Source organism: Snodgrassella alvi wkB2 (genome assembly GCF_000600005.1).
Lineage (GTDB): Bacteria > Pseudomonadota > Gammaproteobacteria > Burkholderiales > Neisseriaceae > Snodgrassella > Snodgrassella alvi.
The window spans coordinates 67,417-79,928 of sequence record NZ_CP007446.1 but is presented as its reverse complement, the minus strand read 5'-3'; the positions used below and the strand labels follow the sequence as shown (position 1 = coordinate 79,928).

Annotated in this window: 6 protein-coding genes, 2 tRNA genes and 2 rRNA genes; 2 read left to right on the top strand and 8 right to left on the bottom strand. The window is 45.2% G+C overall.

Going from position 1 to position 12,512, the window contains the following annotated elements:
- Window positions 1-141 precede the first annotated feature (141 nt).
- Window positions 142-2,520: a glucose/quinate/shikimate family membrane-bound PQQ-dependent dehydrogenase gene (locus SALWKB2_RS00315; RefSeq protein ID WP_025329713.1), complete on the top strand. Its 2,379-nt coding sequence runs from the start codon at window positions 142-144 to the stop codon at window positions 2,518-2,520.
- Between the two features lie 108 nt (window positions 2,521-2,628).
- Here the strand turns inward: SALWKB2_RS00315 and leuS are convergent, their stop codons facing one another.
- The 4 genes from leuS to SALWKB2_RS00295 all read right to left on the bottom strand — a co-directional run bounded on the left by leuS (window position 2,629) and on the right by SALWKB2_RS00295 (window position 8,056).
- Complete coding sequence (leuS, locus tag SALWKB2_RS00310; protein ID WP_025329712.1) at window positions 2,629-5,268, bottom strand: leucine--tRNA ligase; 2,640 nt, start codon at window positions 5,266-5,268, stop codon at window positions 2,629-2,631.
- A 355-nt stretch (window positions 5,269-5,623) separates the two neighbouring features.
- Window positions 5,624-7,381 (bottom strand): phosphoenolpyruvate--protein phosphotransferase, encoded by a 1,758-nt coding sequence (gene ptsP, locus SALWKB2_RS00305; RefSeq protein WP_025329711.1) that lies wholly within the window; start codon window positions 7,379-7,381, stop codon window positions 5,624-5,626.
- Entirely contained in the window at window positions 7,381-7,650 is a 270-nt protein-coding gene (locus SALWKB2_RS00300) for an HPr family phosphocarrier protein (RefSeq protein ID WP_025329710.1), read from the bottom strand. Before SALWKB2_RS00300 ends, ptsP begins: the two co-directional genes overlap by 1 nt.
- A 1-nt stretch (window position 7,651) precedes the next feature.
- Window positions 7,652-8,056 (bottom strand): PTS sugar transporter subunit IIA, encoded by a 405-nt coding sequence (locus SALWKB2_RS00295; RefSeq protein WP_038649119.1) that lies wholly within the window; start codon window positions 8,054-8,056, stop codon window positions 7,652-7,654.
- Window positions 8,057-8,529: 473 nt separating this feature from the next.
- Between SALWKB2_RS00295 and SALWKB2_RS11785 the strand changes: the two genes are divergently transcribed.
- A complete protein-coding gene (locus SALWKB2_RS11785; RefSeq protein WP_306216486.1) occupies window positions 8,530-8,733 on the top strand; it encodes a tRNA (cytidine(34)-2'-O)-methyltransferase in 204 nt (67 codons plus the stop codon).
- Between the two features lie 114 nt (window positions 8,734-8,847).
- Here the strand turns inward: SALWKB2_RS11785 and rrf are convergent.
- The 4 genes from rrf to SALWKB2_RS00275 form a co-directional block, all read right to left on the bottom strand.
- A 5S ribosomal RNA gene (gene rrf, locus SALWKB2_RS00290) occupies window positions 8,848-8,961 on the bottom strand.
- A 103-nt stretch (window positions 8,962-9,064) separates the two neighbouring features.
- A 23S ribosomal RNA gene (locus SALWKB2_RS00285) occupies window positions 9,065-11,954 on the bottom strand.
- 326 nt (window positions 11,955-12,280) lie between these two features.
- Window positions 12,281-12,356, bottom strand: a tRNA-Ala gene (locus SALWKB2_RS00280).
- 16 nt (window positions 12,357-12,372) lie between these two features.
- Window positions 12,373-12,449: transfer RNA gene (locus tag SALWKB2_RS00275), tRNA-Ile, on the bottom strand.
- Window positions 12,450-12,512 lie beyond the last annotated feature (63 nt).

The following is a 12,512-nucleotide window of genomic DNA, read 5'->3' as shown; positions in this document are numbered from 1 at the left end:
TTGCTGATTCAAGATCAGATTCGAAATTTTCCGACTGTAAATTTTTTAATCATTAATATATACATTTGCATCTTATATATTGTTTATTATAATAATTTTTATCTTTAATTTTTATTATAAAAATAAGCTAACAGACGCATTATGAAAGCATATACATCGTTTTCTCTCGCCAGAATAATGACTTTGATAGTACTTTGGCTAACTGTTATCTATCTGCTTATAGGAGGTATATGGTTGATATGGCTGGGCGGTTCAGCATTTTATGCCATTATTGCCCTAATTCTATGTTTGTTTACAACTCTATACCATTATCAGCGCAGTAGCTGTCTGTGGCTATATGCAATTACTCTATTTATCACACTAATCTGGGGTTTATGGGAGTCCGGCACCGATTTCTGGGCATTAGCACCACGTTTTGACTTGCTATTTCTGTTTGGATTATGGCTTTTAACTCCGTGGCCAACACGGCATATATCTGCTTCACGAAGTGGAAAATTAATTATTACATTAGCATTAATTGCGATACTAAGTGTGATGTTCTACAGCATCAGTCATGATCCGCAGCAAATTAATGGCACCATTACTCGCCTCCAGCCGGCACCAGCGGCAGACGATAATGGTGTAGCAGCAGAAGACTGGCCGGCGTATGGTCGTACTCAGGGCGGAACACGTTATTCACCATTAACTCAAATCAATACCGCTAATGTTAAACAGCTTAAAGTAGCCTGGACTTACCGTACCGGTGATTTCAAAACTACTAATGATTCAGCAGAAACCACTAATGAACTAACACCGATCAAAATCGGCAAGAAACTCTTTATCTGTACACCACACCAGTTTCTGGATGCTCTGGATGCCACTACCGGCAAACGTTTATGGCGTTTTGACCCTGAATTGCGCAGTAACAGAACTTTTCAGCATCTGACTTGTCGTGGTGTCAGCTATTATGATGCTACGACAGCACACAGTTCTGAGACCACCGCATCCGCTATTTGTCCGCAAAAAGTTTTATTACCGGTTAATGATGGCCGTTTAATTGCCGTCAATGCACAGACTGGTCAGAAATGTCCGGATTTCGGTCATAACGGTGAAATTAATCTGCAAGCCAAAATGCCTTATGCTTTTTTGGGAGGATATAATCCGACCTCACCGCCTGTTGTAACACCTAGTACGATTATTATCGGTGGTTCGGTAACGGATAACCTCTCAACTAAAGAACCTTCCGGGGTAATTCGTGGTTATGATGTCAATAACGGTCAATTAAAATGGGTATTTGATACTGGTGCGGAAAACCCGAATGCGATGCCGGGTGAAAAGACCAATTTCGTGCATAATTCACCCAATGCATGGGCACCTCTGGCCTACGACCAGCAGCGTAATATTGTATATATACCCACAGGAGTGAGCACACCGGACATCTGGGGCGGTCACCGTAATAAGTTAAAAGAACGTTATGCCAACTCTCTTGTGGCACTGAATGCCTCAACCGGTAAACTGCTATGGCATTTTCAGACTACTCACCATGATCTTTGGGATATGGACGTACCGGCTCAGCCTTCACTGATGGACATTACAATACCATCCGGTAAACGGATTGCTGCTATTTATGTGCTGACCAAAACCGGTAATATTTTTGTCCTCAACCGTGAAACCGGTCAACCCATTGTGCCAGTTACTGAACAATCGGTACCACAGACTCTGAAACATGGTAAACCGACACAGGGTGAACATTATGCAGCTACTCAGCCTTTCTCAGCTTTAAGTCTGATGCCGAAAGACAAACTGACTGATAAAGATATGTGGGGAGCAACCATGTTTGACCAGCTTCTGTGCCGCATCCAGTTTAAACGCTTAAATTATAATGGCATTTATACACCACCTTCTGAAAATGGCACACTGGTATTTCCTGGTAATCTGGGGGTATTTGAATGGGGTGGTATATCTGTCAATCAGGATCGGCAAATTGCTCTGATGAACCCAATCGGACTGCCCTTCGTTTCCCGCCTGATTCCGGCTAATCCCGACAGGGCTCAGCAAAAACAGGGTGCCGGTACTGAGAATGGTATCCAGCCGATGTATGGCGCTCCTTATGGGGTAGAAATTAGCCCTTTTCTTTCACCAATAGGTTTACCTTGTAAACAACCAGCATGGGGATTTGTAGCTGGTGTTGATTTGCAGACTAACCAAGTAGTGTGGAAAAAGCGTATTGGCACGATTCGTGACAGTCTGCCGAAATTATTTGAATTACCACCATTAAAAATTGGCGTTCCGGGTCTGGGTGGCTCAATATCCACAGCGGGTAATATTATGTTTGTCAGTGCAACTCAGGACAACTATCTGCGTGCATACGATACCAGTAACGGAGATTTATTATGGCAGACACGTTTGCCTGCCGGCGGACAGGCTACACCAATGACGTATGCCGTTAATGGTAAACAATATGTAGTACAAATGGCTGGTGGTCATAGCTCATTCGGTACGAAGATGGGAGACTATCTCATCGCCTATACTCTACCCTGAATTATTTATGGTACAGGCGCCAAATAATCTAGGCGTATTTCGCCGTAATTAATTTATGTAATAAAAAAAGACATGTTAATAACATGTCTTTTTCATCGGATGATGCGATCAGACAACAATATTGACTAATCGTTTTGGCACAACAATAACTTTTTTCGGTGTTTTACCATCCACAAATCGCTGTATGGCCGGATCAGCCAATGCTGCTGCCTGTACTTCATCATTACTACTATCGGCAGAAACTGTAATCTGTCCGCGCAGCTTACCATTTACCTGAACCATCAGGGTAATTTCATCCTGTACCAGTGCGGCTTCATCAACACATGGCCATGCAGCATCCCACAGTGTTTTCTGCGGAGACAGCTCATTCCATAATATTTCACACACATGAGGCACAATCGGCCATAACAGACGCAATACGCACTCCAGCACTTCCTGTGCCACGGCGCGCCCTGCTTCTGTAGTGCAATCAGTCCGGTCATACTGATTCAGCAATTCCATAACCGCAGCAATTGCGGTATTAAATTGCTGCCGGCGACCATAATCATCGGTTACTTTGGCGACTGTGCTATGCAGTTTCAACCGCAGCGCTTTCAGGTCGGCAGACAAATTATCCTGACTGCCGGTAAATGCAGTTACACCTGCACCCTGCTGTAAATAATCATATACAGTACGCCACAAACGGCGCAGGAAGCGATGCGCACCCTCTACCCCGGCATCTGACCACTCCAGTGATTGCTCAGGCGGTGCGGCAAACATCATAAACAATCGCGCAGTATCCGCTCCATAGCGATCAATCAGCTCTTGCGGATCCACACCATTATTCTTGGATTTAGACATTTTCTCAATGCCACCGATACACACCGGTTTACCATCTGCTTTCAGGGTTGCAGCCAGAGGCCGGCCTTTATCATCCCGCTGCAAATCTACATCTTGCGGTGCAATCCATTCTTTGCTGCCATTAGCACCTTCACGATAATACGTTTCACATACCACCATACCCTGAGTAAGTAAGCGGGCAAATGGCTCATCTACATTTAGCAGCCCCTCATCGCGCATTAACTTTGTAAAGAAACGGGCATAGAGCAGATGTAAAATAGCATGTTCAATACCACCGATATACTGGTCTGCATTCATCCAGTAATTAGCAGCCTCTTTATCCACCATTGCGGTATTGCAATGTGGTGATGCATACCGTACCGCATACCAGCTCGATTCAACAAAAGTATCCATAGTGTCAGTTTCCCGACGAGCCGGTTTACCACAGCATGGACAGGTAGTTTCGTAAAATTCCGGCATTCTGGCTAACGGAGAACCGGCACCATCCGGTACCACATTTTCCGGTAATACAACTGGCAACTGTTCTTCCGGAACAGTGACATCACCACAATCATCACAATGGATAATCGGAATCGGGCAACCCCAGTAACGCTGCCGGGAAATACCCCAGTCACGCAGGCGATATTGTGTTTTCGGTGCACCGGCATTTTTAGCCTGTAAAATTTCACCAACACGCTCAAATGCCGCATAAAAATCCAGACCATCCAGTTCACCGCTGTTAACACACTGTGTCTGCTCTTTACTGCCATACCATTCCTGCCACGCGCTTGCATTAAAAGCATCTGTATTCTGCGTAGAGGCAATTACTTGTTTTACTGGTAGCTGATATTTAGTGGCAAATTCAAAATCACGTTCATCATGCGCCGGAACAGCCATTACCGCACCATCACCATATCCCCACAGCACATAATTGGCCACCCAGACCGGCAGTACATCGCCATTAAGCGGATTGATAGCAAAGCGTCCGGTAGGCATACCTTTCTTCTCCATCGTGGCCATGTCTGCTTCAGCCACAGAACCGGCCTTGCACTCAGCAATAAACTGCTGTAACTGAGGGTTATCAGCAGCGGCAGCTGTCGCTAGCGGATGTTCTGCAGCAACAGCAACATAAGTTGCTCCCATCAGCGTATCAGGACGTGTGGTATATACCTGTACAAAATCTGCATACTCACCGGTTAATCCTGCTTTACTGTCTTCAGCCAGTGCAAACCGTACCTGCATCCCGCGTGACTTGCCAATCCAGTTGCGCTGCATGGTTTTTACCTGCTCAGGCCAATGTTCCAGTGTATCCAGACCATTGAGCAGTTCTTCAGCATAATCTGTAATCCTGAAGTAATACATCGGGATTTCACGTTTTTCTACAATGGCACCAGAACGCCAGCCTCGACCGTCCACAACCTGCTCATTAGCCAGTACAGTCTGATCCACCGGATCCCAGTTTACTGTTCCGTTTTTCTTATAAATAACGCCCTTCTGGAATAAACGCACAAACAGCCACTGTTCCCAGCGATAATATTCCGGTGTACAGGTCGCAATTTCCCGTTCCCAGTCAATCGCAAAACCCAAACTCTGCAACTGCTTTTTCATATAAGCTATGTTGTCATAAGTCCATTGTGCCGGTGCTACCTGATGTTTCATTGCAGCATTTTCAGCAGGCAAACCAAATGCATCCCAGCCCATCGGCTGCATCACATTAAACCCATTAAGCAAGCGATAACGGCTCAGTACATCACCAATAGTGTAGTTACGCACATGTCCCATATGTAACTTACCTGAGGGGTAAGGGAACATCGACAGACAATAATATTTAGGTTTCGGACTAAAATCTTTAGCGTTAAATAAACGGTATTCCTGCCAGCGTGCTTGTGCAGCCGGCTCAATCTTTTCGGGACAATAATGTTCTTGCATCATGAATTATCAGTTTATTGTATAAAAATAGGCCACTATTATAACAGTTTACTCAAGACACAAACTTGCAATTAATCATTCTGGCAATATAGTTATTGAGTTTAATCCATCAACACTACAATATCATATTAATTGCATGAATCATTTTTAATATTTATATAGCATATATAAAAATAAATAAAAATAAATAAAAAAAACCACCGATACCAAGGGAGGGAATATCGGTGGACAATTTGCGGGAAAACACTACTTACTCAATACTGATTGTCAGGCAAAAACAATACTGACAAAAATATTATAGAAAAATCATCATTAAACGCAGTTAAACTGTGCTAAGTCAGACAAAACAATTTATTTAATCCGCACTTTCAGATAATTCATGTGAAGAATTTAATTTTTTCAGTAATTTTAATGCTTTATCTGGATCATCATTACGTAATATTTTCTGTACTTCTGTTTCAAGCATTAGCAGATCACTTTGAATAATCTGATTTTTCACCGCCAGAATATTATTTGCATTCATCGAAAACCGGCGCAGCCCCATCGCCATCAATAACCGTGTATATTGAGCATCACCAGCCATTTCTCCGCACACGGATACTGGTTTATTCAGACGTGCAGCGGTACGGATAACATGCAACAGTAATTTCAGTACCGCAGGATGACCCGGCTGATATAAATAACTCACACTTTCATCATTACGGTCTGCCGCCAGCGTATACTGAATTAAATCATTAGTACCGACTGAAACGAAATCAATCATCTTCAAAATAGAATTAACTGTTAGTGCAGCTGACGGAATCTCTATCATCGCCCCAACCTGAATATTTTCATCAAAGGTTTCAAAGCGATCATGTAACTGTTGTTTGGCTGTATTTAAATGAGTCAAACACTGCTGTATCTCTGTCACTGATGAAATCATTGGCCACATCATGCGCACAGGCCCCAAAACCGCAGCCCGCATAATTGCCCGCATCTGAGTACGGAACATCACAGGTTCAGCCAGACATAAACGGATACCGGTCAATCCCAAAGCCGGATTCATCGTATGACTAGGACCAAACCAGCGCGGATTTTTATCTACACCTAAATCTATTGTTCGTATGGTTAATGTTTTACCCTTCAGCCTTTTAACCACATCAGCATATTCGGTATACAGTTCATCTTCTGTAGGCAGAGCATCACGGTTCAGATAAAAAAACTCACTGCGATATAGTCCGATACCATCCATACCCAGACTATGCAGTGCTTTTATGTCATTAGCACTTTCAATATTACCCAACAACTCAATATTGATTCCATCTAATGTTGTTGCTGCCGTATTCTTAAGTTTATTTAACTGCCGTCTTAAGCTGCGAAATTCCCGCAAACGTCGGCGATATTCCTTTAAAATAACATCATCAGGTGCAATAATAACTACACCCATTGTGCCATCTACAATAATCAGCTCATCTTCATTAATTAATTCCCGCGCATAGCCCAGTGCAATCACAGAGGGAATATCCAGGCTACGCCCTAGAATCGCGGTATGACTGGTTGGCCCGCCGGCATCAGTAACAAATGCAGCAATACGGCTGTCTTTAAAAAACACCGTATCTGCCGGCGATAAATCGTGGGCAACAAGAATCGTATCTTCTTCAAAATCTTCCGCTTCAGTCACGACTTCTGTCGATAAACCTATCAGATTTTTAAAAATACGCTCAACTACTTGCAGCATATCCTGCTTGCGTGCGCGTAAATAATTATCTTCAATTGCATCAAACTGATCTGAAAGTTTATCCGTTTGCAGTTTTAATGCCCACTCTGCATTAACACATTGTGCTTCAATAATATCTACAGGCTCTCTGGACAGACTTACATCACCTACCAGCATCAGGTGCAGAGAAATAAACGCTCCCAGTTCTGAAGGTGCATTTTGCGGAATATCTGTACGCAACTGCTCTAACTGACGGCGAGTTGTTTTGATTGCCTGCTCATAACGGGCAACTTCTGCGGGCACTTCTTCAATCGACAACTCCTGATGTGGCACATCATCCATACCGCGCACCACCAGATGAGCACGACCGATAGCAACACCGGCCCCTACTGCAACACCATGCAGGACGATACTCATTATTCGTCTTCACCAAAATAATTATTAATCAGCTCAACCAGTGCTTGCATTGCCTGGCTTTCGTCAACACCGTCAGTTTCCAGCTCAACTACACTACCTTGTGCCGCAGCCAGCATCATTAGTCCCATAATGCTTTTACCATTAACGCGGCGATCTTTCCGGGTTACCCATACTTCGCACTGAAACCGGCTGGCTACCTGAGTAAATTTATTTGACGCCCGTGCATGCAAACCAAGCTTGTTAATAATCTCAATTTCCTTTTTTACCATTTCAAAGCTCATCCTGATTAGAAATAGTCATAATGCCGGCAATAGCAGCAGCTTTAACTTCATCTGCAAATTTATGTACATCATCTGCTTTAGTAAAATGTTGAAGTGCCTTAACCAGCATTGGAGCATTAAGACCAGTTAGCAGAATTACATTGTCACTCTGAATTAACCGGCGCACCAGATTACAAGGTGTAGCGCCGAAAATATCAGTGAGAATCAATACACCGTGACCATAATCCAAAGAAGCCAGTTTTTCTACAACCTCAGCATGTATACTTTCAACTGAATCACTACTACGTACCCCGATTAAAGTAACTTTATCAGGTACAGAGCCAAAAATATGCCGGATTAATTGCATATTTGCCTGCCCTACTGTCTCGTGGGTAACAATCATCAAACCTATCATTGTATTACCTATTACCATTTGGGTATTAAATGTACTGAATAAACTCATTCAATGAGAAATAATCGTACTGACTTTTACTACCCGACAAACAATTGGCTTAAAATTTCTGCCTATAAATCTCCCAGTCAAAACTTATCATACTAATCACATAACAGGAAGAGTCTGTCAGAAGAAAACACGGACGGAATAAACAATATGCAAAAAATGGTTCACAATAACTGCTTACTACTACAGGGCAGCACAATAATTATATAAGTGAAACAATATTTAAGTCTGACCAGAATCTATTTCAGAACAGTTAAATAGTTATCGAATCGTTTATAGAGCAATCATCTATATAAACAGTAATCAAAAGTTTTTAATTTTTCCTAAATTATATTTCAGCCACTAAAGCTTGTATCCAAAGCTATAGTACATAGTACTTATAGCAGTGAAATTTAAAATGTTCATCGGGATAACCGAAACTCAGACTAATTCACAAGTCTACCTGTCAGCAAATCTACTTTCTCTTCGGTCGCGAAACCACCGGACTGCCCCAAGCATTCGCACAGGCACGCGCTGAGCAGTGTCTGCGAATTCCGCAGTCAGAGCACATCCGCTCACTGAACCTGTCCAACGCCGCCGCTATCGTCCTTTACGAAGCACTGCGTCAGCAGTCCTTCCCCTCTCTGACCTAGATACAGCAACAGCAGCCATCAGGCTGCTGCGGTATTGTTTTTTCTTCTGTGGTACTTCTCAGTACTTAAAGTAAGAAACCCGGTTGACTAATCAACCGGGTTCTTCTATGGGGAGTCTGGCGGTGTCCTACTTTCACATGGGCAATCCATACTATCATCGGCGCTAGGTCGTTTCACGGTCCTGTTCGGGATGGGAAGGCGTGGGACCAACCCGCTATGGCCGCCAGACATTAAACTGTCAAATCAGAAAGCCTTAATCTCGGTGATGATGTGTATTCATCAGTAAGCTTTATCATTCTGTGCATTTACTGCACGAAGTTCTTCAAATGATAGAGTCAAGCCTCACGAGCAATTAGTATCGGTTAGCTCCAAGTGTTACCACTCTTCCACACCCGACCTATCAACGTCCTGGTCTCGAACGTCTCTTCAGAGGGATTAAATCCCTGGGGAAGTCTCATCTTCAGGCGAGTTTCACGCTTAGATGCTTTCAGCGTTTATCTCTTCCGAACTTAGCTACCCGGCGATGCGACTGGCGTCACAACCGGTACACCAGAGGTTCGTCCACTCCGGTCCTCTCGTACTAGGAGCAGCCCCCGTCAAACTTCCAACGCCCACTGCAGATAGGGACCAAACTGTCTCACGACGTTTTAAACCCAGCTCACGTACCACTTTAAATGGCGAACAGCCATACCCTTGGGACCGACTACAGCCCCAGGATGTGATGAGCCGACATCGAGGTGCCAAACTCCGCCGTCGATATGAACTCTTGGGCGGAATCAGCCTGTTATCCCCGGAGTACCTTTTATCCGTTGAGCGATGGCCCTTCCATTCAGAACCACCGGATCACTATGTCCTGCTTTCGCACCTGCTCGACTTGTCGGTCTCGCAGTTAAGCTACCTTGTGCCATTGTACTATCAGTCCGATTTCCGACCGGACCTAGGTAACCTTCGAACTCCTCCGTTACTCTTTGGGAGGAGACCGCCCCAGTCAAACTGCCTACCATGCACGGTCCCCGATCCAGATTATGGATCCGGGTTAGAACCTCAAAGTCACCAGGGTGGTATTTCAAGGACGGCTCCGCAAGAACTGGCGTTCCTGCTTCTTAGCCTCCCACCTATCCTACACAAGTGACTTCAAAGTCCAATGCAAAGCTACAGTAAAGGTTCACGGGGTCTTTCCGTCTAGCAGCGGGGAGATTGCATCTTCACAACCATTTCAACTTCGCTGAGTCTCAGGAGGAGACAGTGTGGCCATCGTTACGCCATTCGTGCGGGTCGGAACTTACCCGACAAGGAATTTCGCTACCTTAGGACCGTTATAGTTACGGCCGCCGTTTACTGGGGCTTCGATCCGATGCTTGCACATCTTCAATTAACCTTCCAGCACCGGGCAGGCGTCACACCCTATACGTCCACTTTCGTGTTTGCAGAGTGCTGTGTTTTTATTAAACAGTCGCAGCCACCTATTCTCTGCGACCTCTCATAGCTTACGGAGTAAATCCTTCACCATAAGAGGCATACCTTCTCCCGAAGTTACGGTATCAATTTGCCGAGTTCCTTCTCCTGAGTTCTCTCAAGCGCCTTAGAATTCTCATCCTACCCACCTGTGTCGGTTTGCGGTACGGTTTCATTCAAACTGTAGCTTAGTGGCTTTTCCTGGAAGCGTGGTATCAGTCACTTCGTGTCCGTAGACACTCGTCATCACTTCTCGGTGTTGAGCACCCGGATTTGCCTAAGTGCTCCACCTACCGGCTTAAACGATCTATTCCAACAGATCGATGACCTAACCTTCTCCGTCCCCACATCGCATTTGAATCAAGTACAGGAATATTAACCTGTTTCCCATCGACTACGCATCTCTGCCTTGCCTTAGGGGCCGACTCACCCTACGCCGATGAACGTTGCGTAGGAAACCTTGGGTTTTCGGCGACAGGGCTTTTCACCCTGTTTATCGCTACTCATGTCAACATTCGCACTTCTGATACCTCCAGCATGCTTCTCAACACACCTTCTTCGGCCTACAGAACGCTCCCCTACCATGCCAGTTAACTGACATCCGCAGCTTCGGTTACAGATTTGAGCCCCGTTACATCTTCCGCGCAGGACGACTCGACCAGTGAGCTATTACGCTTTCTTTAAATGATGGCTGCTTCTAAGCCAACATCCTGGCTGTCTGGGCCTTCCCACTTCGTTTACCACTTAATCTGTCATTTGGGACCTTAGCTGGCGGTCTGGGTTGTTTCCCTCTTGACACCGGACGTTAGCACCCGATGTCTGTCTCCCGAGGAACCACTTGATGGTATTCTTAGTTTGCCATGGGTTGGTAAGTCGCAATGACCCCCTAGCCATAACAGTGCTTTACCCCCATCAGTGTCTTGCTCGAGGCACTACCTAAATAGTTTTCGGGGAGAACCAGCTATCTCCGAGTTTGTTTAGCCTTTCACCCCTATCCACAGCTCATCCCCGCATTTTGCAACATGCGTGGGTTCGGTCCTCCAGTACCTGTTACGGCACCTTCAACCTGGCCATGGATAGATCACTCGGTTTCGGGTCTACACCCAGCAACTCAACGCCCTATTAAGACTCGGTTTCCCTGCGCCTCCCCTAATCGGTTAAGCTCGCTACTGAATGTAAGTCGTTGACCCATTATACAAAAGGTACGCAGTCACGGATTGCTCCGCTCCCACTGTTTGTATGCATCAGGTTTCAGGTTCTATTTCACTCCCCTCCCGGGGTTCTTTTCGCCTTTCCCTCACGGTACTGGTTCACTATCGGTCGATGATGAGTATTTAGCCTTGGAGGATGGTCCCCCCATCTTCAGACAGGATTTCTCGTGTCCCGCCCTACTTTTCGTATACTTAGTACCGCCTCTGAAATTTCGAATACGGGGCTATCACCCTCTACGGCCAAGCTTCCCAGCTTGTTCTTCTATCTCAGTGACTATCATATACTGGCTCCTGCGCGTTCGCTCGCCACTACTTGCGCAATCTCGGTTGATTTCTTTTCCTCTGGGTACTTAGATGGTTCAGTTCTCCAGGTTCGCTTCTCTGTACCTATGTATTCAGTACAGGATACCATGCTTATACATGGTGGGTTTCCCCATTCGGATATCGCGGGATCACAGCTCTATTGCCAGCTCCCCCACGCTTTTCGCAGGCTTACACGTCCTTCTTCGCCTATCATCGCCAAGGCATCCACCTGATGCACTTATTCACTTGACTCTATCATTTCAAGAACCTCCTGACTTCGTCAGCATACCGTTGACTAGTATCTCTGACTTAAGGCCTTTACTCTCATAAAGCTTACTGCTTTGGTTGTCTGAACAACGCCTTTTGTGCTCGTTGTTCAGCGATACAATCATCACCCAATTCTTGCAGCACTTCTCTTCTTCTGTCTCCAGAATCAGTTCTATGCTCCAATCTTTGTTTGTTGATTTCGGCTTTCCAATTTGTTAAAGATCGATGCGTTACTTCGCAAATTAAAATCAGCTCTCTGAACTGCCTTTAATTTCCAAAGTATTTTACTGAACCCAACCTCCTCAGAGTGGTGGTGGAGGCAAACGGGATCGAACCGATGACCCCCTGCTTGCAAAGCAGGTGCTCTACCAACTGAGCTATGCCCCCTCTGTCCTTAAATAAGTGGTGGGTCTGGGAGGACTTGAACCTCCGACCCCACGCTTATCAAGCGTGTGCTCTAACCAGCTGAGCTACAAACCCAGTTTATTCAGTCTCTTCTCGCATCTTTTCAGTTTACCGATAAGTGTGAATGCCAATCAGCCC